Source organism: Rhizobacter sp. Root1238 (genome assembly GCF_001425825.1).
GTDB lineage: Bacteria > Pseudomonadota > Gammaproteobacteria > Burkholderiales > Burkholderiaceae_C > Rhizobacter.
In genome coordinates, this window is the sequence record NZ_LMDM01000033.1 from 1 (window position 1) to 24,002 (window position 24,002).

General features: G+C 69.2%; 22 protein-coding genes and 1 pseudogene. 3 read left to right on the forward strand and 20 right to left on the reverse strand.

Going from position 1 to position 24,002, the window contains the following annotated elements; genetic code table 11:
* Positions 1 to 113: 113 nt before the first annotated feature.
* From ASC98_RS21225 to ASC98_RS21305, 17 genes are all read right to left on the reverse strand, one after another.
* Entirely contained in the window at positions 114 to 356 is a 243-nt protein-coding gene (locus ASC98_RS21225) for a hypothetical protein (RefSeq protein WP_056813073.1), read from the reverse strand.
* A gap of 31 nt (positions 357 to 387) precedes the next feature.
* Positions 388 to 1,323, reverse strand: a complete 936-nt coding sequence (lpxC, locus tag ASC98_RS21230; protein WP_047505748.1) for a UDP-3-O-acyl-N-acetylglucosamine deacetylase — start codon at positions 1,321 to 1,323, stop codon at positions 388 to 390.
* Between the two features lie 83 nt (positions 1,324 to 1,406).
* Positions 1,407 to 2,606 carry a cell division protein FtsZ gene (gene ftsZ / locus ASC98_RS21235; protein ID WP_056813077.1) on the reverse strand — a complete coding sequence of 400 codons (1,200 nt, stop codon included), beginning with the start codon at positions 2,604 to 2,606 and terminating at the stop codon, positions 1,407 to 1,409.
* A 168-nt stretch (positions 2,607 to 2,774) separates the two neighbouring features.
* Positions 2,775 to 4,004, reverse strand: a complete 1,230-nt coding sequence (ftsA, locus tag ASC98_RS21240) for a cell division protein FtsA (RefSeq protein ID WP_056813079.1) — start codon at positions 4,002 to 4,004, stop codon at positions 2,775 to 2,777.
* Between the two features lie 16 nt (positions 4,005 to 4,020).
* Entirely contained in the window at positions 4,021 to 4,833 is an 813-nt protein-coding gene (locus ASC98_RS21245) for a cell division protein FtsQ/DivIB (RefSeq protein ID WP_056813082.1), read from the reverse strand.
* A 6-nt stretch (positions 4,834 to 4,839) separates the two neighbouring features.
* Complete coding sequence (locus tag ASC98_RS21250) at positions 4,840 to 5,817, reverse strand: D-alanine--D-alanine ligase (RefSeq protein WP_056820459.1); 978 nt, start codon at positions 5,815 to 5,817, stop codon at positions 4,840 to 4,842.
* Complete coding sequence (gene murC, locus ASC98_RS21255) at positions 5,817 to 7,235, reverse strand: UDP-N-acetylmuramate--L-alanine ligase (protein ID WP_056813087.1); 1,419 nt, start codon at positions 7,233 to 7,235, stop codon at positions 5,817 to 5,819. Before murC ends, ASC98_RS21250 begins: the two co-directional genes overlap by 1 nt.
* The gene (murG, locus tag ASC98_RS21260; RefSeq protein WP_056813090.1) at positions 7,232 to 8,305 is read right to left on the reverse strand and encodes an undecaprenyldiphospho-muramoylpentapeptide beta-N-acetylglucosaminyltransferase; all 1,074 of its coding nucleotides are present in this window, start codon (positions 8,303 to 8,305) and stop codon (positions 7,232 to 7,234) included. The genes murC and murG overlap by 4 nt, the downstream gene beginning before the upstream one ends.
* Positions 8,302 to 9,561, reverse strand: a complete 1,260-nt coding sequence (gene ftsW, locus ASC98_RS21265) for a putative lipid II flippase FtsW (RefSeq protein WP_056813092.1) — start codon at positions 9,559 to 9,561, stop codon at positions 8,302 to 8,304. Before ftsW ends, murG begins: the two co-directional genes overlap by 4 nt.
* On the reverse strand, positions 9,558 to 11,459 hold the full coding sequence (gene murD / locus ASC98_RS21270; RefSeq protein ID WP_056813095.1) for a UDP-N-acetylmuramoyl-L-alanine--D-glutamate ligase: 1,902 nt from the start codon (positions 11,457 to 11,459) through the stop codon (positions 9,558 to 9,560). Before murD ends, ftsW begins: the two co-directional genes overlap by 4 nt.
* 7 nt (positions 11,460 to 11,466) lie before the next feature.
* The gene (mraY, locus tag ASC98_RS21275) at positions 11,467 to 12,648 is read right to left on the reverse strand and encodes a phospho-N-acetylmuramoyl-pentapeptide-transferase (RefSeq protein ID WP_056813098.1); all 1,182 of its coding nucleotides are present in this window, start codon (positions 12,646 to 12,648) and stop codon (positions 11,467 to 11,469) included.
* Positions 12,638 to 14,050, reverse strand: a complete 1,413-nt coding sequence (gene murF / locus ASC98_RS21280; protein ID WP_056813101.1) for a UDP-N-acetylmuramoyl-tripeptide--D-alanyl-D-alanine ligase — start codon at positions 14,048 to 14,050, stop codon at positions 12,638 to 12,640. The genes mraY and murF overlap by 11 nt, the downstream gene beginning before the upstream one ends.
* Positions 14,047 to 15,606 carry a UDP-N-acetylmuramoyl-L-alanyl-D-glutamate--2,6-diaminopimelate ligase gene (locus ASC98_RS21285; RefSeq protein WP_082542059.1) on the reverse strand — a complete coding sequence of 520 codons (1,560 nt, stop codon included), beginning with the start codon at positions 15,604 to 15,606 and terminating at the stop codon, positions 14,047 to 14,049. The genes murF and ASC98_RS21285 overlap by 4 nt, the downstream gene beginning before the upstream one ends.
* A complete protein-coding gene (locus ASC98_RS21290; protein ID WP_056813104.1) occupies positions 15,606 to 17,429 on the reverse strand; it encodes a penicillin-binding protein 2 in 1,824 nt (607 codons plus the stop codon). The genes ASC98_RS21285 and ASC98_RS21290 overlap by 1 nt, the downstream gene beginning before the upstream one ends.
* Complete coding sequence (gene ftsL / locus ASC98_RS21295; protein WP_056813107.1) at positions 17,426 to 17,713, reverse strand: cell division protein FtsL; 288 nt, start codon at positions 17,711 to 17,713, stop codon at positions 17,426 to 17,428. Before ftsL ends, ASC98_RS21290 begins: the two co-directional genes overlap by 4 nt.
* Positions 17,710 to 18,660, reverse strand: coding sequence for a 16S rRNA (cytosine(1402)-N(4))-methyltransferase RsmH (rsmH, locus tag ASC98_RS21300; protein WP_056813108.1), 951 nt, complete (start codon positions 18,658 to 18,660; stop codon positions 17,710 to 17,712). The genes ftsL and rsmH overlap by 4 nt, the downstream gene beginning before the upstream one ends.
* Positions 18,661 to 18,664: 4 nt before the next feature.
* Positions 18,665 to 19,105 (reverse strand): division/cell wall cluster transcriptional repressor MraZ, encoded by a 441-nt coding sequence (locus tag ASC98_RS21305; RefSeq protein WP_047505735.1) that lies wholly within the window; start codon positions 19,103 to 19,105, stop codon positions 18,665 to 18,667.
* Positions 19,106 to 19,368: 263 nt separating this feature from the next.
* On the opposite strand from ASC98_RS21305, the gene ASC98_RS21310 reads away from it, so the two are divergent.
* The 3 genes from ASC98_RS21310 to ASC98_RS21320 are packed head-to-tail and all read left to right on the forward strand — an operon-like array spanning position 19,369 to position 21,497.
* Complete coding sequence (locus tag ASC98_RS21310) at positions 19,369 to 19,749, forward strand: hypothetical protein (protein WP_056813119.1); 381 nt, start codon at positions 19,369 to 19,371, stop codon at positions 19,747 to 19,749.
* Position 19,750: 1 nt separating this feature from the next.
* The gene (locus ASC98_RS21315) at positions 19,751 to 21,064 is read left to right on the forward strand and encodes a type II toxin-antitoxin system HipA family toxin (RefSeq protein WP_056813111.1); all 1,314 of its coding nucleotides are present in this window, start codon (positions 19,751 to 19,753) and stop codon (positions 21,062 to 21,064) included.
* Positions 21,065 to 21,089: 25 nt separating this feature from the next.
* Positions 21,090 to 21,497, forward strand: coding sequence for a VOC family protein (locus tag ASC98_RS21320; protein WP_056813114.1), 408 nt, complete (start codon positions 21,090 to 21,092; stop codon positions 21,495 to 21,497).
* On the opposite strand, the gene ASC98_RS31365 is transcribed toward ASC98_RS21320, so the two are convergent.
* From ASC98_RS31365 to malF, 3 genes and pseudogenes are all read right to left on the reverse strand, one after another.
* Complete coding sequence (locus ASC98_RS31365) at positions 21,487 to 21,807, reverse strand: ABC transporter permease subunit (protein ID WP_369821164.1); 321 nt, start codon at positions 21,805 to 21,807, stop codon at positions 21,487 to 21,489. The two genes, ASC98_RS21320 and ASC98_RS31365, sit on opposite strands and share 11 nt — an antisense overlap.
* 14 nt (positions 21,808 to 21,821) lie before the next feature.
* Positions 21,822 to 22,528: pseudogene (gene malG / locus ASC98_RS21330) on the reverse strand (maltose ABC transporter permease MalG); the annotation flags it as partial.
* A gap of 4 nt (positions 22,529 to 22,532) precedes the next feature.
* The coding region (gene malF, locus ASC98_RS21335; RefSeq protein ID WP_082552776.1) for a maltose ABC transporter permease MalF at positions 22,533 to 24,002 on the reverse strand (1,470 nt) is incomplete at its 5' end.

Below are 24,002 nucleotides of genomic sequence, written 5' to 3' on the forward strand. Positions count from 1 at the left end.
AAAGCCGATCTTCGCAGTGGAGTCGACGGGCCCCCAGGGGGCCCGTCGACCGCCCCAGCATGAGCCCCCAGCCCATCCCCTCACCCACCGCGACGCGCAGAAGCAGCAGCGACTCAATCAGAACTCGGCAGCGGCACCTCAACCACCGGCGGCTCCCCCCGAAACACCCGCACGATGTGCAGGTAGACCATCGCGTTGATGTAGAACAGCAGCACCACCATCGCGATGCGGAACACCTTGACGCCCAGCCTCTGCCAGTGCTTGTCGTCCATCGCGAGAAACATGCCCCACGCGATGCCGCTGCCCAGCAACAGCAGCGCCGTGAAGCCGAGCATGATCCAGCTGAAGATGGCCATCAGGAATGCGGAAGGTTGGAGGTGAAAGGCGTCACCACGCCGGGGCCAGCGCGGCGAGACCCGCCGGCGCTTCGCGTTCATCCTCGAAGCTGACGATCTCGTAGCTCGACGCATCGGCCAGCACCGCGCGCAGCAGCTTGTTGTTCAGCGCATGGCCCGACTTGTACGCGGTGTACGCGCCGATCAGCGGATGCCCGGCCACCTGCATGTCGCCGATCGCGTCGAGGATCTTGTGCTTGACGAACTCGTCGTCGTAGCGCAACCCGTCGGAGTTCAGCACCCGGTAGTCGTCGACGACGATCACGTTGTCCATGCTGCCGCCCAGGCCCAGCCCGCGCGACCGCATCATCTCGACGTCCTTCGTGAAGCCGAAGGTGCGGGCGCGCGCGATGTCGCGCTTGTAGTGGCCCGAGCCCATGTCGAACACCACGCGCTGGCCGGTCTGGTTGACCGCCGGGTGGTCGAAGTCGATCTCGAACGTGAGCCGGTAGCCGCTGTACGGCTCGAGCCGCACCCACTTCAGCTTCGGCCCCTCGCCCTCGCGCACCTCGACCGGCTTCAGGATGCGCATGAAGCGCTTCGGCGCATCCTGCAGCTCGATGCCCGCCGACTGCAGCAGGAACACGAACGACGCAGCCGAGCCGTCGAGGATCGGCACCTCTTCGGCCGTGATGTCGACGCGCAGGTTGTCGATGCCAAGCCCGGCGCAGGCCGACAGCAGGTGCTCGATGGTGTTGACCTTCGGCGCACCCGGGTCGCCGTTCAGCGACAGCGTGGTCGCCATCCGCGCCTCCGAGATCGACAGCACCGCCACCGGGATGTCGACCGGCGTCGGCAGGTCGATCCGACGGAACACGATGCCGGTGTCGGGCGGCGCCGGCCGCAGCGTCAGTTCGACGCGCTGGCCGCCGTGCACGCCGACACCGACGGCGCGGGTCAGGGACTTGAGGGTGCGTTGCGCAAGCATCCCGGGATTCTAGTCAGCGGGCGACCTGGGCACGCCCAGGTCACCCACAGAAATCCCAACCGATGCGATAGCGAGCGCCAACCTCAATCGGCCTGCTTGCGCAGGAACGCCGGGATCTCGATCTCGTCCATCCCATTGCTCGCCAATGCATCCACCTTCGCGGCGGCCGTGCGGCCGTTGCGCCACACGCTCGGCACGCTCAGGCTGCTGTAGTCGTGCGCCGCGCCGCCCGGCGGGTTGACCGGCTGCGTCAGCACCGGGATGTTGTCGGTGCCGGTGCGCTGCGCGACCTGCGTGTGGACCACGCTGATCGGCGCCGCGACGCGCTTGGCCGGGCTCAGGCCGGTGGCGATCACCGTGACGCGCAGCTGGTCGCCCAGGCTCTCGTCGTAGGCGGTGCCGTAGATCACGTGCGCATCGTCCGCGGCATAGCGGCGGATGGTGTTCATCGCGTTGCGGCTCTCGCTCAGCTTGAAGCTGCCCTTGCCCGCGGCGATCAGCACCAGCACGCCACGCGCACCCGACAGGTCGATGCCCTCCAGCAGCGGGCAGGCCACCGCCGATTCGGCCGCCTTGTGCGCGCGGTCCGGGCCGCTGGCCGTGGCCGTGCCCATCATCGCCTTGCCCGGCTCGCTCATCACCGTCTTCACGTCCTCGAAGTCGACGTTGACCAGGCCGGGGATGTGGATGATGTCGCTGATGCCGCCGACCGCGTTCTTCAGCACGTCGTTGGCATGCGCGAAGGCCTCGTCCTGCGTCACGTCGTCGCCCAGCACGTCGAGCAGCTTGTCGTTCAGGATCACGATCAGCGAATCGACGTTGGCTTCCAGCTCGGCCAACCCGGCGTCGGCCGCCTTCAGCCGGCGGTTGCCTTCGAAGTCGAACGGCTTGGTGACCACGCCGACCGTCAGGATGCCCATCTCCTTCGCGACGCGCGCGATCACCGGCGCAGCGCCGGTGCCGGTGCCGCCGCCCATGCCGGCGGTGATGAAGAGCATGTTCGCGCCCTTGATCGAGTCGCGGATGCGGTCGACCGCTTCTTCCGCCGCGGCGCGGCCGGCTTCCGGCTTCGCGCCGGCGCCCAGCCCGGTGGTGCCGAGCTGGATCAGGTGGTGGGCCGTCGAGCGGTTCAGCGCCTGCGCGTCGGTGTTCGCGCAGACGAACTCCACGCCCTGCACGCCGCGCGCGATCATGTGGTCGACCGCGTTGCCGCCGCCGCCGCCGACGCCGATCACCTTGATCTGCGTGCCCAGGTCGAAGTCTTCGATCATTTCAATGGCCATGGTGTTCTCCAATCCTTGTTGCAGTTGCCGTTCTGGGGTGGGGCTCTTGTGAGTCACGTGAGCCTCGTCTGGTGTGTTGTTGTTCTTCATGGGGGGTACCTGCTGCCACAGAGCTCGAGGCCGAGGCATGCGGGGTTGCGTGTCGTCATGCGCGTTCTCCGTGGTGTGTCAGAAGTTGCCGAGGAACCAGTCCTTGGCGCGACCGAAAAGCGTCTTCACCGAGCCGGCCTGCTGCGCGGCCTTGATGCCGCGTGCGCGGCCGAGCCGCGCCTCTTCGAGCAGGCCCATCACGGTGGCCGAACGGGGGTTCGCCACCATGTCGTGCAGCGAGCCGTGGTAGGTCGGGATGCCCTTGCGCACCGGCTTCAGGAAGATGTCCTCGCCGAGCTCGACCATGCCCGGCATCACCGCCGCGCCGCCGGTCAGCACGATGCCGCTGGACAGCAATTCCTCGTAGCCGCTCTCGCGGATCACCTGGTGCACCAGCGAGAAGATTTCCTCGACGCGCGGCTCGATCACGCCAGCCAGCGCCTGGCGGCTCAGCATGCGCGGCGGGCGGTCGCCGAGGCCCGGCACCTCCAGGTTCTCGCTCGGGTCGGCCAGCAGCTGCTTGGCGACGCCGTACTCGACCTTGATCTCTTCGGCATCCTTGGTGGGCGTGCGCAGCGCCATCGCGATGTCGCTGGTGATCAGGTCGCCGGCGATCGGGATCACCGCGGTGTGGCGGATCGCACCGTCGGTGAAGATGGCCACGTCGGTGGTGCCGGCGCCGATGTCGACCAGCGCGACGCCGAGGTCCTTCTCGTCCTCGGTCAGCACCGCGTGGCTCGATGCGCTCGGGTTCAGCACCAGCTGGTCCACTTCCAGCCCGCAGCGGCGCACGCATTTCACGATGTTCTCGGCCGCGCTCTGCGCGCCGGTCACGATGTGCACCTTCACCTCGAGCCGGCCGCCGCTCATGCCGATCGGCTCCTTCACTTCGTGGCCGTCGATCACGAACTCCTGCGGCTCGACCAGCAGCAGCCGCTGGTCGTTCGGGATGTTGATCGCCTTCGCGGTCTCGACCACCCGTGCCACGTCGACCGGCGTCACTTCCTTGTCGCGCACGATCACCATGCCGGTCGAGTTCTGGCCGCGGATGTGGCTGCCGGTGATGCCGGTGTAGACGCGCGTGATCTTGCAGTCGGCCATCATCTCGGCCTCTTTCAGCGCCTGCTGGATGCTCTGCACCGTCGCGTCGATGTTGACGACCACGCCGCGCTTCAGGCCATGGGCCGAGGCGATGCCGAGCCCGGCGACGCGCAACTCGCCGTCGGGCAGCACCTCGGCCACCACCGCCATCACCTTCGCGGTGCCGATGTCGAGGCCGACCACCAGGTCCTTGTATTCCTTGGCCATGTTCCGTGTCACCCTCTCATTTCCGTCTGCCGGAGGCCGGGGCCTCCAGCGTCGTGGTGATGCCCTTGAGCCGCACCGCATAGCCTTCGTTGTGGCGCAGGTCGGCATAGACCAGCGGTCGTTGGTAGCGCGCGATCACCTGCGGCAGCGTGCCGAGGAAGCGCTCGACGCGCGCCTGCATCTCGTCGTCGGTGCCGCGGCCCAGCTCGACCTCGGCGCCGCTGTCGAACTCGGCGTGCCACGAGCCGCGCCCGCTCAGCGACAGCGCATCCATCTCCAGCTCCTGCCGCGCGAACAGCGGCGCGAGCCGGCGGAACATCGCGAGCACCTGGCCGGCGCTGCCGTCCGGTCCGGACAGCGTCGGCAGCCCGTCGTCCTCGACATCGCCGAGGTTGGCCTCGAACACCTCGCCCTCGGTGTTGACCAGCTTGTCGCCGCCTTCTTCCTGCGACCACAGCGCCGCGGCCCGGTGCTCCTGCAGCTGCACCGCGAGCCGGTTCGGCCAGACGCGGCGCACGATCGCGTGGCGCACCCACGGCACCGACTCGAAGGCCCGCTGGCCGCGCGCCAGGTCGAGCGTGAAGAAGTTGCCGGCCAGCTGCGGCAGCGCGTTGGCGCGGATCGTCGAGACGCTGTTGCGCGCGAGGTCGCCCTCGACCCGGATCGCACGGATCGCGAACACCGGCTGGCGCGACAGCCACAGCATCAGCAGCGCCGCGAAGATCGCCGCGGCCAGCAGGAACAGCGCCGACGCGCTGGCGTTGAGCAGGCGCACGTCCACCGGCAGCTCGGCGGCCGGTGTGCGGTGGAGTGCGGTGCTCTGGCGCATGCGCGTTCAGGACTTCGAGCTGTCCAGCGTCGCGAGCGACGCCAGGTGCAGGCACAGCTGCTCGTAGCTGATGCCGGCGGCCTTGGCCGACATCGGCACCAGCGAGTGCGAGGTCATGCCCGGCGAGGTGTTCATCTCGAGCAGGAAGGGCTTGTTGTCGCTCTTGCGGATCATCAGGTCGGCGCGCCCCCAGCCGCGGCAGCCCAGCGTGCGGTAGGCCTGCACGACGATGCGCTGGATCTCGGCCTCCAGTGCGGCATCGAGCCCGCTCGGCACGTGGTACTTCACGACGTCGGTGAAGTACTTGTTCTGGTAGTCGTAGGCGCCCTCGGGCGCGGCGATGCGGATCACCGGCAGCGCCTGCGCGCCGGCCCCCTGGCCGAGCACCGGGCAGGTGACCTCGGCGCCGTCGATGAATTCCTCGCACAGCACGTCGGGGTCGTACTTCGCCGACAGCGCGACCGCATCGGCCATCTGCGAGTAGCCGGCCACCTTGCTGACGCCGATCGACGAGCCTTCGCGCGGCGGCTTGACGATCAGCGGCAAGCCGAGTTCATCCGGCACCGCCTGCACCTGCGCGCGCTCCTGGCGATCGGGTGCGAGCCACACGTAGCGCGGCGTCGGCAGGCCCTCGGCCAGCCAGATGCGCTTGGTCATCACCTTGTCCATCGCGATCGCCGAGGCCATCACGCCGGAGCCGGTGTACGGCACGCCCAGCAGTTCGAGCGCGCCCTGCACCGTGCCGTCCTCGCCATGGCGACCGTGCAGCGCGATGAAGCAGCGTGCGAAGCCTTCGTGCTTCAGGTCCGCGAGCTCGCGCTCGGACGGGTCGAAGGCATGCGCATCGACGCCCTGCGACTGCAGCGCGGCCAGCACGCCGCCACCGGACAGCAGCGAGATGTCGCGCTCGGCGGAGCTGCCGCCCATCAGCACGGCGACCTTGCCGAGCGATGCCGGAGCGACTGGATTCAACGGGCTGACCATCACACGCCCTCCTTCAACAGTTCGAGCACCTGGCCCGGAACGGCGCCGATCGAGCCGGCACCCATCGCGATCACGACATCCCCATCGCGGGCCTGCGACGCGATGGCCTCGGGCATCTGCGCGATCTCGTCGACGAAGATCGGATCGACCTTGCCGGCCACGCGCAGCGCGCGCGCCAGCGAACGGCCGTCGGCGGCGACGATCGGCGCCTCGCCGGCGGCATACACCTCGGCCAGCAGCACCGCATCGGCGCTGCCCATCACCTTGACGAAATCCTCGAAGCAGTCGCGCGTGCGGGTGTAGCGGTGCGGCTGGAACGCGATCACCAGGCGCCGTCCGGGGAAGGCGCCGCGCGCCGCCGCGATCACCGCAGCCATCTCGACCGGGTGGTGGCCGTAGTCGTCGATCAGCGTGAAATGCCCGCCGCCGTTGGCGCGCCGCGCCGCCGGATCGCCGTAGCGCTGGAAGCGCCGGCCGACGCCGCGGAACTCGGCCAGTGCCTTCACCAGCGGCGCGTCCGGCAGCTCCAGCTCGGTCGCCACCGCCACCGCGGCCAGCGCGTTCAGCACGTTGTGCTCGCCCGGCAGGTTCAGCGTGATCGCCAGGTCGGGCAGCACGACGCCGTTGCGGCGCTGCACCGTGAAGCGCATCTGGCCGCCCGGCAGCGCCTGCACGTCGACCGCACGCACCTGCACGTCGGCGCCGAGCCCGTAGGTGACGACCGGGCGCGACACCATCGGGATGATCGAGCGCACGCCGGGGTCGTCGCCGCACAGGATGGCCGCGCCGTAGAACGGCATGCGGTGCAGGAACTCGACGAACGCGGCCTTCAGCTTCGCGAAGTCGTGCCCGTAGGTGTCCATGTGGTCGGCGTCGATGTTGGTGACGACCGACAGCACCGGCAGCAGGTTCAGGAACGACGCGTCCGATTCGTCGGCCTCGACGACGATGTAGTCGCCCGAGCCGAGCCGCGAGTTCGCACCGGCCGCGTTCAGCCGGCCGCCGATCACGAAGGTCGGATCGACGCCGGCTTCGGCCAGCACGCTGGTCACCAGCGACGTGGTGGTCGTCTTGCCGTGCGTGCCGGCGATCGCGATGCCCTGCTTCAGGCGCATCAGCTCGGCCAGCATCACCGCGCGCGGCACCACCGGCACGCGCTTGCTGCGCGCGGCGATCACCTCGGGGTTGTCGCCCTTCACCGCGGTCGACGTGACGACCGCTTCGGCGCCGGCGATGTGCGACGCGTCATGGCCGACGAACACGCGGATGCCGAGCGAGGCCAGGCGCTGCGTGGTGGCGCCGTCGCTCTGGTCGGAGCCGGAGACGGTGTAGCCAAGGTTGTGCAGGATCTCGGCGATGCCGCTCATGCCGGCCCCGCCGACCCCGACAAAATGGATGTGCTTCACCGCATGTTTCATGCGACCAGCCTTTCGAGTTCATTCGCCACGCGCGCAGCGGCGTGGGGTCGGGCGAGGGCTCGCGCCTTCGTCGCCATCGTGTTCAGTGCGTCGCGCGTCAGGCCCTTCAACAGGTCGGCCAGCCGCTGCGGGGTCAGTTCAGCCTGCGGCAGGTGGATGCCGGCGCCGTGCTGCGCGAGCCATTCGGCGTTGTCGCGCTGGTGGCTGGTGGTGCTGACGACCAGCGGCACCAGCACGCTCGCGACGCCGGCGGCGCACAGCTCGCTGACCGTCACCGCGCCGGCCCGGCAGACGATCAGGTCGCAGGCGGCGAGGCGCGCGGCCATGTCGTCGATGAAGGGCAGCACCTCGGCGTCGAGACCGGCCGACGCATAGGCGGCCAGCACGGTGTCGAGCTGCGCGGCGCCGGTCTGGTGCGTCACGCTCGGCCGTGCATCGGCCGGCAGCAGCGCGAGCGCCTGCGGCAGCGTGTCGTTCAGCGCCTTCGCGCCGAGGCTGCCGCCGACCACCAGCAGCCGCAGCGGGCCGCTGCGGCCGGCGAAGCGTTCGGCCGGCGGCGGCAGCGATTCGATCTCGGCGCGCACCGGGTTGCCGGTCACGACACCGAGCTTCGTCTTGTGCGCCGCATCGCCGTCGAAGCCGAACGCGATGCGGTCGGCCACCGGCAGCAGGCTCTTGTTGCTCATCAGCAGCGAGGCGTCGGCATTGACCAGCATCAGCGGCTTGCCGAGCAGCGAGGCCATCACCCCGCCGGGGAAGCAGACGTAGCCGCCCATGCCGAGCACCGCGTTCGCGCGGCGGCGGCGCAGGATCTGCAGGCAGCTCCAGAACGCGCCGAGCAGCCGCAGTCCGCCGGTCAGCGTGTGCAGCAGGCCCTTGCCGCGCAAGCCGCTGAAGGTGATCGCATCCATCGGGATGCCGCTCGGCGGCACCAGCCGGTTCTCCATGCCGTGCGTGGTGCCGAGCCAGCTGACCGACCAGCCGCGGCCCTGCATCTCGCGCGCCACCGCGAGGCCGGGAATGATGTGGCCGCCGGTGCCGGCGGCCATCACGACGAGGTGGCGGCTCATGCGCGCCCTCCCCGCATCATCTGGCGGTTCTCGATGTCGATGCGCACCACGATCGCCAGCGCGATCAGGTTCATCAGGATGGCCGAGCCGCCGTAGCTCATCAGCGGCAGCGTCAGCCCCTTGGTCGGCAACACGCCGAGGTTCACGCCCATGTTGATGAAGGCCTGCCCGCCCATCCAGATGCCGATGCCCTGCGCGAACAGGCCGGCGAACACCCGGTCGAGCGCGACCGCCTGGCGGCCGATGTGGAACACCCGGCGCGACAGCCAGAAGAAGGCCGCGATCACGCAGGCCACGCCGATGAAGCCGAGCTCTTCGCCGATCACCGCGAGCAGGAAGTCGGTGTGCGCCTCCGGCAGGTAGTGCAGCTTCTCGACGCTGGAGCCCAGGCCCTGCCCCAGCACCTCGCCGCGGCCGAACGCGATCAGCGAATGCGACAGCTGGTAGGCCTTGCCCAGCGTGTACTTCTCGTCCCACGGGTTCAGGTACGCGAAGATCCGTTCGCGCCGCCATTCGCTGAAGGTGATCATCAGCACGAACGCGCCGACCAGCACCGCGGTGATCAGGAAGAACATCCGGCCGTTGACGCCGCCGAGGAACAGGATGCCCATCGCGATCGCCGCGATCACCATGAAGGCGCCCATGTCCGGCTCGGCCAGCAGCAAGAGGCCCACCACCGCGACCGAGATCGCCATCGGCATCACCGCGCGGAAGAAGTTCTCCTTCACCTCCATCTTGCGCACCATGTAGTTGGCGGCATACAGCGCGATCGCCAGCTTGGCCAGCTCCGACGGCTGGAAGTTGGTGATGCCCAGCGGGATCCAGCGCCGCGCACCGTTCACGCCCTTGCCGATGTGCGGGATCAGCACCAGCACCAGCAGCAGCAGCGAGGCCGCGAACAGCCACGGCGCGCACTTCTCCCACAGGCTGACCGGCAGCTGCACCACCACCACCGCGGCGACCAGCGCGACGACGATCGACACGATGTGCCGCACCAGGAAGTGCGTCGGCGCATAGCGCGTGAACTTCGGGTTGTCCGGCAGCGCGACCGAGGCCGAATACACCATCACCATGCCGAGCGCGAGCAGCGCCACCACCACCCACACCAGCGGTTGGTCGAAGCCCTGCAGCTGCACCGGTTTGTTCGCCGACGCACCGGTCCAGTCGCGGATCGGCACCGACGCATCGCGCTTGAACAGCGCGCGCAGGCGCTCCTTCAGCGCGTCGAATCCGGAGCGGGCGGTCAGCGTGCTCATGCCTGGCTGCCCCCTTCCGCGGCGATCGCCCGCACCTCGTCGCAGAACACCTGCGCGCGGTGTGCGTAGTTGCGGAACATGTCGAGGCTGGCGCAGGCCGGGCTCAGCAGCACCGCGTCGCCGGGGTGGGCGCGGGTGAAGGCCCAGCGCGTCGCCGCCTGCAGCGTCTCGTGGCGCTCCACCGTGATGCCGGCGCCCTGCAGCGCCTGCTCGATCACCGCGGCATCGCGACCGATGGTCGCGACCGCGCGCACGTTGCGGCGCACCGGCGCGAGCAGCGGGCCGAAGTCCTGCCCCTTGCCGTCGCCGCCGAGGATCATCACCAGCTGGCCCGGCGCCTTGTCGGCACCGAGCCCGTCGATCGCCGCGACCGTCGCGCCGACGTTCGTGCCCTTGCTGTCGTCGTAGGCCTCGATGCCGTCGACCAGCGCGACGAACTCGACGCGGTGCGGCTCGCCGGCGTACTCGCGCAGCCCGTGCAGCATCGGCGCGAGCGGGCAGCCGATGGCGGTCGCGAGCGCCAGCGCCGCCAGCGCGTTGGCCGCGTTGTGGCGGCCGCGCACGCGCAGCGCATCGGCGGGCATCAGCCGCTGGATGTGCAGCTCTTCCTCTTCCACCGCTGCCTTGCCGCGGCCCTTGGGCTTCGCGGTCTCGTCGGCTTCCATCGCGCGCACGAGCCAGGCCATGCCGTTCTCGTGGACCAGACCGAAGTCGCCGGGGCGCCTCGGCGCGTCCAGGCCGAAGCGCACGACGTGGCGCTCGACGGGTTTCGCGAAACGCCCCTTGCCCGCGGATTTGACAAGAGAGGGCGCCGGCACCATCGCCTCGACCGCCGGGTCGTCGCGGTTGATCACCATCACCGCGGTCTTGCCGAAGATGCGCGCCTTCGCGGCGGCATAGGCCTTCATGTCGCCATGCCAGTCGAGGTGGTCCTGCGTGACGTTCAGCACCGTCGCGGCGCCGGGCTCGAAGCCCTGCACGCCGTCGAGCTGGAAGCTGGACAGTTCGAGCACCCAGACTTCGGGCAGCGCCTCGAACACCGGGCCGGGCGGCGGCGGCGGGATCAGGTGCGGCGGCGGGCCGCCCCCGGTCGGCATCTCGACGTCGTCGGGCACTTCGGGCGGCAGCACCGCGATCTCCTCGACCGCGGCGTCGAGCACGTCGTCACCGATCGGTTCGGTCACCGGTTCGGGCACCGGCTCCGGACCGAGCTCCACCGCCGCCACGGCGTCGCCGGTCACTTCGACCGGCAACGCCTCGGGCAGGGTCTCGGAGATCGCCTCGACGGCCTCCTCGATCACCGCATCGCTGACCGGCTCCACCGGCACCTCGGCCACGTCGTCGAGCGCCGCCTCGTCCGGCAGCTGCTCGACCAGCGGCGCCGGCTCGGCGTCCAACGCCTCGGCCAGCGTCTGCAGCATCGTCGGGCCGATGTTGCCGGCGGTCGCGACGCGGCGGCCGGTGCGGGCGACCAGCTGCGACGCCATCGCGGTCGTCGTCGTCTTGCCATTGGTGCCGGTGATCGCGATCACGCCGGGCGCATAGCCACGCTCGGCCTTCAGGTCGGCGAGCGCGCGGGCGAACAGGTCGAGCTCGCCCTGCACCGGCACGCCGGTCTCGAACGCGAGCTTCAGCAGCGGCTCGACGCGCGGGTCGCGCGGGCCGAGGCCCGGGCTCTTCAGCACCAGGTGTACGCCCTGCAACTGCTCGGTGCCGAGCGCGCCGCCGAGCAGCACCGCGCCCGGCACATGCTCGGCCAGCGCCGCCGCATGCGGCGGGTTCTCGCGCGAATCCCACACCCGCACCTGCGCACCGAAGCGGGCGCACCAGCGCGCCATCGCGAGCCCGGATTCCCCGAGGCCCAGCACCAGCACATGAAGGTTCTGCAAGTGGTTCATCGGGCGTTCACCGCAGCTTCAGGCTGGCCAGCCCGACCAGGCACAGCAGCATCGTGATGATCCAGAAGCGCACGACGACCTGCGTCTCCTTCCAGCCCGACTTCTCGAAGTGGTGGTGCAGCGGCGCCATCTTGAAGATGCGCCGGCCTTCGCCATAGCGCTTCTTCGTGTACTTGAACCAGGCCACCTGCAGCATCACCGACAGCGCCTCGGCGACGAAGATGCCACCCATGATCGCGAGCACGATCTCCTGCCGCGTGATCACCGCGATGGTGCCGAGCGCGCCGCCCAGCGACAGCGCGCCGACGTCGCCCATGAACACCTGCGCCGGGTGGGTGTTGAACCACAGGAACGCGAGCCCCGCGCCGGCCATCGCCGAGCAGAAGATCAGCAGCTCGCCCGAACCGGGGATGTACGGGAACAGCAGGTACTTCGAGTACACCGAGCTGCCGGTGACGTAGGCGAACACGCCCAGCGCCGAGCCGACCATCACGACCGGCATGATCGCCAGGCCGTCCAGGCCGTCGGTGAAGTTCACCGCGTTGCTGCTGCCGACGATCACCAGGTAGGTCAGGATGATGAAGCCGAACACGCCGAGCGGGTAGCTGATGCTCTTGAAGAACGGCACCATCAGGTCGGCCTTCGGCGGCAGGTCGTTCGAGAAGCCGCTCTGCACCCAGCGCAGGAACAGCTCCAGCACGCGCAGGTTCGAGGTCTCGGACACGCTGAACGCGAGGTACAGCGCCGCCACCAGCCCGATCAGCGACTGCCAGAAGTACTTCTCGCGCGAGCGCATGCCTTCGGGGTTCTTGTGCACCACCTTGCGCCAGTCGTCGACCCAGCCGATCGCGCCGAAGCCGAGCGTCACCAGCATCACGATCCAGACGAAGCGGTTGCTCCAGTCGAACCACAGCAGCGTCGAGATGCCGATGCCCAGCAGGATCAGCACGCCGCCCATCGTCGGCGTGCCGCTCTTGGCCAGGTGCGACTGCACGCCGTACTCGCGGATCGGCTGGCCGATCTTCAGCGCGGCCAGCCGGCGGATCACCATCGGGCCGAACGCGAGGCCGATCAGCAGCGCGGTCATCGCCGCCAGCACCGCGCGCATCGTCAGGTACTGGAACACCCGCAGGAACCCGAGCTGGTCGGGGTAGGCACCCTGCAACCACTGGGCAAGACTAAGCAGCATCGTTCATTCCTTTGGTCGGTACTTCGGCGCCGCTGCGCTGCAACGCGGCCACCACCTGTTCCATCTTCATGAAGCGCGAGCCCTTCACCAGCACCGCGGCGCAGGCCGGTGCCGCGGGCAGCGCGGCGACCAGCGCGGTCACGTCGTCGAAGTGGCGCGCACCGGCGAAGGCCCCGGCCGCATGGCGGCTCAGCGTGCCGGCGGTCCACAGCGATTCGATGCCGCGCGCCTGCGCGTACGCGCCGATCTCGCGGTGGAATTCCGGACCCTGGTCGCCGACCTCGCCCATGTCGCCCAGCAGCAGCCAGCGCGGCCCGGGCAGTTGCGCCAGCACCTCGATCGCGGCGCGCGCCGAATCGGGGTTCGCGTTGTAGGTGTCGTCGACCAGCGTGACCGGCTGGCCGTGCACTTGCGCGGTCTTCAGCTGCGAGCGGCCCTTGACCGGCTCGAACGCGGCCAGCCCCTGCGCGATCGATTCGAGCGGGCAGCCGGCGGCCAGCGCGCAGGCGGTGACGGCCAGTGCGTTCTTCACGTTGTGGCGGCCGGCGATGTGCAGGTCGGCCGCGTGGAAGCCGGCCGGCGTGTGCAGCATCAGCGACCAGTGGTCGTCCAGCCATTCGGCATCGCAGGTCACGTCGGCCGCGCCCTGCAGCGCGAAGGTCAGCGTCGGGCGCGACGCGGCCAGCGCATGCCAGACCGGCGCGTAGTCGTCGTCGGCCGGGAACACCGCGACGCCGGTCGGTGGCAGCGCCTCGATCACCGTGCCGTTCTCGCGCGCCACCGCCTCGACGGTGGCCATGAACTCCTGGTGCTCGCGCTGCGCGTTGTTGACCAGCGCGACGGTGGGGGCGGTCATCGCGGCCAGCGCGGCGATCTCGCCCGGGTGGTTCATGCCGAGCTCGACCACGCCGGCGCGGTGCCAGCAGGTGTCGTCCTGGCGCAGCCGCAGCAGCGTCAGCGGCACGCCGATGTCGTTGTTGAAGTTGCCCTGCGTCGAGAACGCCGATTCGCCGAGCCAGGCGCGCAGCACCGACGCCAGCATCTGCGTGACGGTGGTCTTGCCGTTGCTGCCGGTCACCGCGATCAGCGGCAGCGCGCAGTGCGCGCGCCACGCGGCGGCGAGCTGGCCGAGCGCGGCCTTGCTGTCGGCGACCAGCAGGCCGGGCAGGCCGCTGCCATCGGCGACGAGGCCGCGTTCGGCGATGGCCGCGACCGCGCCGGCGTCCCGCGCCTGCGCGAGGAAGTCGTTCGCATCGAAGCGCTCGCCGCGCAGCGCGACGAACAGGTCGCCCGGCTGCAGCGTGCGGGTGTCGGAGTGCACCCGCGCGATCGGCACGGCGCCGTCGCCGACCAGCGTCGAGCCGGGCAGCAGCGCGTGGGCTTGCGCCAGCGTCATCATCATGGCCGGCCCCCTTCGTCGAGCGGTACCGGCGCGGACGGCGCCGGCTCGGGGTCCAGCACCGCCAGCATCGCCTGCGCTTCCAGCACGTCGGAGAACGGGTGCTTGACGCCGGCGATCTCCTGCTCGGCCTCGTGGCCCTTGCCGGCGATCAGCACCACGTCGCGCCCGCCGGCATGGTGCAGCGCATGCGCGATCGCAGCGCGGCGGTCTTCGAGCACCGTCGAGTTCAGCGGGCTCGCCATGCCCTCGACGATCTCGCGCAGGATCTGGTCGGGTGCCTCGTTGCGCGGGTTGTCGCTGGTGACGACGACGCGATCGGCCAGCCGCTCGGCGATGCCGCCCATCAGCGGGCGCTTGGTCGCGTCGCGGTTGCCGCCGCAGCCGAACACCACCCACAGCAGGCCGCCGCGTTCGCGGGCGAATGGGCGCAGCGCGTACAACGCCTTTTCGAGCGCGTCCGGCGTGTGCGCGTAATCGACGACCACCACCGGCTGCGTCGGTTCGGCGTCGACACGTTCCATGCGGCCCGGCACCGCGGTCAGCTCGGGCACCACCGCGGCGATGTCGGCCAGCGCATGGCCCATCGCCCGCAGCCCGCCGACCACCGCCAGCAGGTTCGACACGTTGTAGTCGCCGATCAGCCGGCTGTGCACGTCGGCGGCCTCGTCGCCCTCGCGCAGCGTGAAGGCCAGCCCGCCGTCGACGTAGTGGAGGTCCTGCGCGCGCAGCCGCGCGATGTCGCGCGTGCTGTAGGTCCACAGGTCGAGCCCGCCGCCGGCCAGCTCGCCGACCAGCGACGCGCCCTGCTCGTCGTCGACGTTCAGCACCGCGGCGCGCAGCCCCGGCCACGCGAACAGCTGGCGCTTGGCGGCCCAGTAGGCGTCCATCGTGCCGTGGTAGTCGAGGTGGTCGCGCGTGAAGTTGGTGAACAGCGCGACCTCGACGTGCGTGCCGGCCAGCCGCTGCTCGACGACACCGATCGACGAGGCCTCGATCGCGCAGGCCGAGAAGCCTTCGTCCGCGAATTCCCGGAACGCGGACTGCAGCGTCACCGGGTCGGGCGTCGTCAGCCCGGTGGACAGCACCTGCGCATCGGGCACCGCGCTCGACGGCGGCTCGCCGACGCCCAGCGTGCCGATCACGCCGCAGCGCGCGCCGAGCAGGCTCAGCGCCTGCGCGGTCCACCAGGCGGTCGAGGTCTTGCCGTTGGTGCCGGTGCTCGCGACCACGCGCAGCCGGGCGCTCGGCTCGCCGAAGAAGCCGCTGGCCAGCTCGCCGGTGGCGGCCTTCAGGTCGGGCAGCGCCGACACGCGGGCGGCGTCGAGCTCGAACGCGGTCGCGCCGTCGGCTTCGACCAGGCAGGCGACCGCGCCGGCGGCCAGCGCCTGCGGCACGAACTGCCGTGCGTCGACGCCATAGCCCGGCCATGCGATGAAGGCGTCGCCCGGCCGCACGCGGCGGCTGTCGGTGGCGAGCCCGCGCACGCCGTGCGCAAGCAGCCACGCGAGCGCCGACTCGACGCTCGCGTGGTGGATGAGGGCTGGAACCTGGCTCATCAGAAACTCTCTTCCTCGGCCTGCAGCGCGTGGGTCACGATCTGCGGCCGCACCTCGATGTCGGGGGGTTCCCCCATCGAGCGCAAGGTCTGTTGAACGACTTCGCTGAACACCGGCGCGGCCACGTCGCCGCCGAAGTACTTGCCGTTGCTCGGCTCGTCGACCATCACCGCGACGATGATGCGCGGCTTGCTGATCGGCGCGAGGCCGACGAACCACGAGCGGTACTTCTTCTCCGCGTAGCCCTTGCCTTCCTGCTTGTACGCGGTGCCGGACTTGCCGCCCACCGAGTAGCCCGGCACCTGCGCCTTCGGCGCGGTACCGCCTTCGAGCGTGACCAGGTGCATCATCTCGCGCACCTGCTTCGCGACCTTCGGCGAGATCACGCGCAGGCCGGCCGGCGTCGGTGTGTCCACCTGCCGGTTCTTCACCAGCGACACCGGGATCAGCTCGCCGTCGTGCGCGAACACCGTGTAGGCGCGCGCGATCTGGAACAGCGAGGCCGACAGCCCGTAGCCGTAGCTCATCGTCGCCTGCTCGATCGGGCGCCACGACTTGTACGGGCGCAGCCGGCCGGTCACTGCGCCGGGGAAGCCGATCTGCGGCTTCTGGCCGAAGCCGACCTGCGAGTACAGCTCCCACATCTCGCGCGGCTGGAACTGCATCGCCAGGCGCACCGCGCCGACGTTGCTCGATTTCTGGATCGTCTGCGTCACCGTCAGGTCGCCGTGCGCATGCGAATCGGTGATCACCGAACCGGCGAAGTTCAGCCGGCCGGGCGAGGTCTGCAGCACGGTGTCGGGCGTCACGCGGCCGGTCTCGAGCGCCCACGCGGCGATGAACGGCTTCATCGTCGAGCCGGGCTCGAAGGTGTCGGTCAGCGCGCGGTTGCGCAGTTGCGCGCCGGACAGGTTCCTGCGGTCCCCGGGTTGATAACTCGGGAAGTTGGACAACGCGAGCACCTCGCCGGTCTGCGCGTCGAGCACCACCACGCTGCCGGCCTTGGCCTTGTTCTCGGTCACTGCGTCGCGGATGCGCTGGTAGGCGTAGAACTGCACCTTCGAATCGATCGACAGCTCGATGTCGCGGCCGTCGACCGGCGCGACGCTCTCGCCGATGTCCTCGACGACCTGGCCGAGCCGGTCCTTCACGACGCGGCGCGTGCCGTTGCGGCCCTGCAGTTCCTTCTGGAACGCCAGCTCGATGCCTTCCTGGCCGTTCTCCTCGACGTTGGTGAAGCCGACGACGTGCGCCGCGGCCTCGCCTTCCGGGTACTTGCGCTTGAACTCGCGCACCTGGAACAGGCCCTTGATGCCGAGGCCGAGCGCGTCCTTCGCGACCTGCTCGTCGACCTGGCGGCGCAGCCAGACGAAGTTCGGGCTGTCGTCGAGCTTGCCGGCGAGTTCGGTCGGCGTGTAGCCGAGCAGCTTCGCGAGCTGGGCGCGCTGCTTCTTGTCGGCCTGGAATTCCTTCGGGATCACCCACAGCGACGGCGCCGGCACGCTGGACGCCAGGATCATGCCGTTGCGGTCGATGATGCGGCCGCGGCTGGCCGACAGGTCGAGCGTGCGCGCGTAGCGGATCTCGCCCTGCTTCAGGAAGAAGTCGTTGCCGATGATCTGCACGTAGACCGCGCGGCCGACCAGCACGCAGAAGCCCAGGCCGACCAGGCCGACCAGGAACTTCGAGCGCCACGGCGGCGTCTTCGACGCGAGCAGCGGGCTGGTCGCGTACATCACGCTGCGCACGTTGACCGCGCCGGCGCGCGCCGGATTCGGCCGCGCATCGCCCCGGAGCTGGCGGATCTTGTCGATCCAGCTCATTTGGCGGCTCCCGACGCGGCTGGCGCATACGCGACGTACTGCGTGACGGCCGGCGTGGCGTTGCGCATCGCGAGCTTGTCGCGCGCGACGCGTTCGACGCGCAGCGGCGTCGCCTGCGACTGCTTGTCGGCCAGCAGGCGTTCGTGCTCGATCTCGAGCTGGTGCGCTTCGGTGGTCGCGCGGTCGACCTCGGCGAACAGCCGGCGCGCGTCGTACGAGACCCGCACCAGGTAGATGCTGCTGGCGATCAGCGCGGCGAGCAGCACGAGGTTGATGCGGGTCATCTCTGCACCTCGGTGCGTTCGGCGATGCGCATGATGGCCGAGCGCGAGCGGGGGTTGGCGCGCACCTCGGTCTCGGACGGCTTCACGCGGGCGATCGCCTTCAGCCGGCTCGGCCGCTCGGGCGCGAACGGCGCGCGGCGGTCGAACTCGCTCTTGCTTTCGCGCGCGATGAAGTTCTTCACGATGCGGTCTTCGAGCGAATGGAAGCTGATCACGACGAGCCTCCCGCCCGGTGCCAGCAAGCCGAGGGCCGCGTTCAACCCCTGTTCGAGTTCCTCAAGCTCGGCGTTGACGAAAATCCGAAGAGCTTGAAATGTGCGCGTTGCAGGATCCTGGCCCGGCTCGCGGGTCTTGACCGCACCAGCCACGACGCTGGAAAGCTCTGCGGTGGTGCGAACTGGATGCCCGCTCTCGCGCCGAGCAACAAGCGCCTTTGCAACCGATACAGCAAACCGTTCTTCCCCATAGTCGCGTACCACCTCTGCAATGTGGCGCTCGTCGGCGCGGGCCAGAAAATCCGCGGCGCTTTCGCCGCGGGTCGTGTCCATGCGCATGTCCAGCGGTCCGTCGAAACGGAAGCTGAAGCCACGTTCGGGGTTGTCGATCTGGGGCGACGAGACGCCCAGGTCCAGCAGCACGCCGTCGACGTGCGCGATGCCGAGCCCGGCCAGCACCTCCGACATGCCGCCGAACGGCGAGTGGTGGATGGAAAAACGCGGGTCATCGACCCGCGTGGCGCCCGACGCTGCAGCGGCGATGGCATCCGGGTCGCGATCGATCGCCACCAGCCTTCCTTGCGGCGCGAGCCGCCCGAGCAGCAGGCGCGAGTGGCCACCGCGACCGAAGGTGCCGTCGACGTAGATGCCGTCGGCGCGCGTCAGCACGCCGTCGACGGCCTCGTCGAGCAGGACGGTCTGGTGCAGGAAGCTGTCGGTACTGCGGGTCATGCCACTAGCCCTGGAAGTCCTTGAGCGAATCCGGCATCTCGGATTGCAGGACCTTGGCTTCCTGTTCAGCGTAGACCAGCGGATCCCACAGTTCCAGCCGGCTGCCCATGCCCATCAGCAGCACGTCCTTGGTCAGGCGGGCGGCGGCACGCAGCTCGGGCGAGATCAGCACGCGGGACGAGGCGTCGATCTCGACGTCCATCGCGCTGCCGAGAAAGATGCGCTTCCAGCCGTCGGCCGACATCGGCAGCGCGACGAGGCGCTCGCGGAAGGCCAGCCACACCGGGCGCGGAAACACCAGCAGGCAGCCCGCCGGGTGCTTGGTCAACGTGAGCTGCGGCCCGGCATCGGCGAGCAGCACATCGCGCTGGCGGGCCGGGACGGTGATCCGCCCCTTCCCATCCAGCGTCAACGCTGAGCTGCCTTGAAAGCCAAATTCCGCCACAAAATCCCACCAAAGTGCACTTTCCACCACTCTAGCGGATGAGTTTCAGAAGGTCAATGAGAGTTGTAAGAAAAAATCAATGAAATCAAGAACTTAGAGCAGATTGCGAAATTCTGCCAAGTGAAAACAGTTGTAAAAGCAAGGACTTACAGAGGGCTGTGAAAGCTTTGGGTGAAATGGGACGAGACGACCGAGGGAGTCTCCACAGATCGCTGTGATGATAGATATTGACAAAATGCTGTCATCTGTGATGTTCTATGAGTATGCCGAAAACAGCCCGTGCCCTTCTTCTGCTGCCTCCAGCGACGGCAGCCGCCATCGAGAAGCTGGGGGCCGACCTGGCCGTGGCCCGGTTGCGTCGCAAGGAGTCCTTGCGGGCCTGGGCGGGGCGCCTGGGCATCACCGTGGCCACGCTGCGGCGGCTCGAGGCCGGCGATCCCTCCGTCAGCATCGGCATCGTGGCGACCGCGCTCTGGCTGATCCAGCGCGATGGCGAGCTGGGACGGCTGGCAGCCCCCGAACACGACCAGGACGCGCTCGAGATGGATGTCCGCGAGGCCATCGAGCTGGGCCGCGCACGGGCGCAATCGTCCGCAGAGGCACGCCTGCGCGCCGCCGCCCCCACCGATCGAACGAAGGACTGAGATGCGCCTGGACGACCTGCACCTCTGGTACCTGGGCGATCCAGGCGTGCCGCGTCCCGTCGGCGCACTGAAGCTCGTCGCCGCCGGCAAGGGCGTTTCATTGCGCTACGACCCGGCATGGCTGGCCGATGGTTTCGCGCTGAGCGAAGACCTTCCCCTCGTCGACACCGAGTTCCTGCCGCCCGGCCGGCTGGCCGGGAGCGGGCAGCGGGCCGTCGGCGCGGTCGACGACGCGCGTCCGGACCGCTGGGGCGAAAAGGTCATCCGCTTCGTCGACAAGCCCGCGCGCCTGTCGCTGATGGAGTACCTGTACTACGCCGGCGACGACCGCTTCGGCGCGCTCGGCGTGTCCACGTCGTCGAGCACCTACAGCCCGCGCGCGACGAGTCCGCTGCCGCGCCTCGCCGAGGCCCAACAGCTCAGCGAGGTGGTTGCCAAGATCGAGGCCGCGCTGCCGCTGAATGCCCTGGAGGCCAGGATCGCCGGCGGCGGCAGCCCGCTCGGCGGCGCCAAACCCAAGGCGCTGATCGACATCGGCGGCGAGCCGTGGGTCATCAAGTTCTTCAACAACGAGCCGGTCGATACGCCGCTGATCGAGCACGCGACGATGACGCTGGCCGGGCGCGCCGGCATCACCGTGGCCGAGACGCAGGTGATTCGCCTGACCGGCTCGAACGCGATCGCCGTTCGGCGCTTCGACCGCGCACCGGGCCGACGCGTCCACAGCCTCTCGGCGGGCACCGCCATCCGCGCGGCCACCGCATCCGGCGCCGAACCCGAGATGGGGTACCCCGAACTCGCGCGCATCCTGCGCCGCATCGGCGTCACGCAGGACGATGCGAACCAGCGCGACGCGCGCGAGCTGTTCCGCCGGATGGTCTTCAACATCCTGGTGGACAACACCGACGACCACGAGAAGAACCACTCGCTGCTGGTCATGAACCCGTTTGCCAACGGCCGCCTGAAACTGGCGCCGGCGTACGACGTGCTGCCGACGAACTCCGGCCAGGGTTACCAGGAGTTCATCTGCGGCGCGCAGGGCCGGGACTCGACGCTCGACAACGCGATGTCGCAGTGCGAGGCGTTCGGCCTGGTGCCCGCGGAGGCCGCCGCCGACGTGGCGGCCGTCATCGAGGTCGTGGCCTCCTGGCAGCATCACTTCACGCAGGCCGGCGTCGCCGAGCGCGACATCGCGCACCTGGCCGAGTGGCTCGACGGCGACGCGCTGCGAGCCCAGCGCGACGGCTTCGACCCGACCCGGTATCGGGCCACGCCGGCCCGGCGCAAGCGGGCCAGCCCGTTCCTGCGCCGCTGAAACCCCGACGAAGGACGCCACGTTCATGTTTTCGCACATCTTCTTCAGCGTCGACGACTTCGACCGGGCGCTCGGCTTCTACCGTCCGGTGATGCAGGCGCTCGGCCTCGGTGAGCGCTTCTGCGATCCCGGCAAGCCGTGGGCCGGCTGGCACGACGCGGGCGGCGCGCGGCCGCTGTTCGTGATCAGCAAGCCGTTCGACGGCGAGCCGCATGTGCCGGGCAACGGGCAGATGGTCGCGTTCCTCGCGGCCGACCGCGCGATGGTGCGTGCGGTGCACCGCATCGCGCTCGCGCAGGGCGGTGTCTGCGAAGGGCCGCCCGGCCTGCGGCCGCAGTACCACGCGGACTACTACGGGGCCTACTTCCGCGACACCGAAGGCAACAAGCTCTGCGTCGCCTGCCACCAGCCCGAGCCACCCGCTAGCCCTTGATGCCTCCCGCCGTCAGCCCCGAGATCATCCACTTCTGCGCAAGGATGAACACGATGGTGATCGGCAGCCCGGAGAGGATCGCCGCCGCGGCGAAATCCCCCCACAGGTATTTCTGGTCGTACAGGAACAACTTGGAGCCGACCGCCAGCGTCAGCTTGGCCTCTTCGTGCAGMAGGATCGACGCGACCGGGTACTCGATGATCGCGCCGATGAACGCGAGCAGCGCCACCACCATCAGGATCGGCACGGCCATCGGCAGCAGCACCAGCCGGAAGGCCTGCCAGGGCGTCGCGCCGTCGACCTTGGCCATGACGGTCGTGGTCNAGGATCGACGCGACCGGGTACTCGATGATCGCGCCGATGAACGCGAGCAGCGCCACCACCATCAGGATCGGCACGGCCATCGGCAGCAGCACCAGCCGGAAGGCCTGCCAGGGCGTCGCGCCGTCGACCTTGGCCGCCTCCTCGATCTCGACGGGAATCGTGTCGTAGTAGCCCTTGATCGTCCACACATGCAGCGCGATGCCGCCGGAGTACGCGAGCAGCAGCGAGGCATGGCTGTCGATGCCGAAGAACGGGAACACGCTGCCGATGCGGTCGAAGATCGCGAAGATCGCCACCAGCGCGAGCACCGCCGGGAACATCTGCATCAGCATCAGCGCGCTCAGCGCGGCGCGCTTGCCGCGGAACTTCATGCGCGCGAAGGCATAGGCGGCGGTGGTCGACAGCGTCAGCGTGACGATGGCGGTCAGGCTCGCGACCTTCACCGAGTTCCACAGCCACAGCAGCACCGGGAAATCCGGTTTCACCAGCCGCCCGTCGGGCGCGGTGTACGACATCCCGAGCGCGAGCTTCCAGTGCTCGAAGCTGAGGGTCTCGGGGATCAGGCTGCCGGCGGCAAAGTTGCCCGGGCGCAGCGAGATCGACAGGATCATCAGGAACGGGAAGATCACCAGCGCGACCAGCGCGATCAGGAACGCATGCGCCGCGAGGACGCGCCAGCGGTGGCTCTTGTCGAGGACGATGGCCATGGGTTTACCTCGTTTCGTCCTTGGAGACCTTGGCGAAGCGCATCTGCAGCAGCGAGATGGCGGCCACCATCGCGAAGATCACCGTCGAGATCGCCGCGGCCAGGCCGAACTGCTGCCCCGAGTCCTGGAACGCGATCCGGTAGGTGTAGCTGACCAGCAGGTCGGTGGTGCCGGCCGGCACGCTGGTGTCCAGGAAGTCGGGGCGGCCGCCGGTCAGCAGGCTGATCAGCACGAAGTTGTTGAAATTGAACGCGAAGGCCGAGATCAGCAGCGGCGTCAGCGGCTTCAATATCAACGGCAGCGTGATGCGCCAGAAGTTCGTCAGCGGCCCGGCCCCGGCCACCGCCGAGGCCTCGTACAGGTCGGCGGGGATCGCCTTGATGAGCCCCGAGCAGATCACCATCATGTACGGGTAGCCCAGCCACACGTTGACGATCAGCAGCATCACCTTGGCAAGCGTCGGGTCCGAGAACCACGCCGGCTTGATGCCGAAGAGGGCATCGAGGATCAGGTTGATCTCGCCGAAGTTGTTGTTGAACAGGCCCTTGAAGACCAGGATCGAAATGAAGCCCGGCACCGCGTACGGCAGGAACAAGAGCGTGCGGTACAGGCCCTTGAAGCGCAGCGCATCCCAGTTGAAGAGGACGGCGAGGAACATGCCGAGCGCGGCGCCGAAGAACACGGTGAGCGCCGAGAACACCACGGTCCACACGAAGATGCGGATGAACGGTTCGCGGAACGCGGTGTCGGTGAAGATGCGCTGGTAGTTCGCGAAGCCGACGCCGACCTGGAAGCCCGGCTGCAGGCGCTCGCCGGCTTCGGTCTCGTAGAAGCCGCTGGTCATGTTCGGGCGCAGCACGGCGTGGGTCTGCTGGTTCGTCAGCGAACCGTCGGGGTTCTTCGCGTACAGCGGCTGCACCGCGCCGAACTGGCGCAGGCCGGTCATCACGAGCTTGTTCTGGCTGTCCGGCAGCAAGAGGGTCAGCGCCTGCAGGTGCTTCTGCTTGGCGATGACGGTCTTGAGGGGTGCCGACTCGGCCAACGGGGCCTGTGCCGGGTCCTGCGGTTGCAGCTTGACCTCCAGCGGCGTCGTGGTCGCCAGTGCCAATCGACCGCTGACCCAGGCCTTGCCGCTGTCGGCGTCTTCGAGTCTCAGTCGGAACTCGCGCCCGTCCTCGTGCAGCGTGAACGCGTAGCTCGCGCCATCGCCGCCATGAAACGTCTCGTCCAGGAAATACTGCGTGGCCCGTGGGAACTCCAGCAGGTTGCGCGAGCTGTAGTTCGTGAACCCGATGGCCATCGTGTAGACCATCGGGAACACGACGAAGACCAACGCCGCGGCGATGCCCGGGAACAGGTAGCGCCACGCGTAGGTCTTCGCCGCGCTGTAGACCCACAGCGCGAGCGCGGTGATCGCGAGCATCGTCGCGGCCAGCAGCGTCTGCCCGGCCGCGTAGACCATCGCGACCACGTA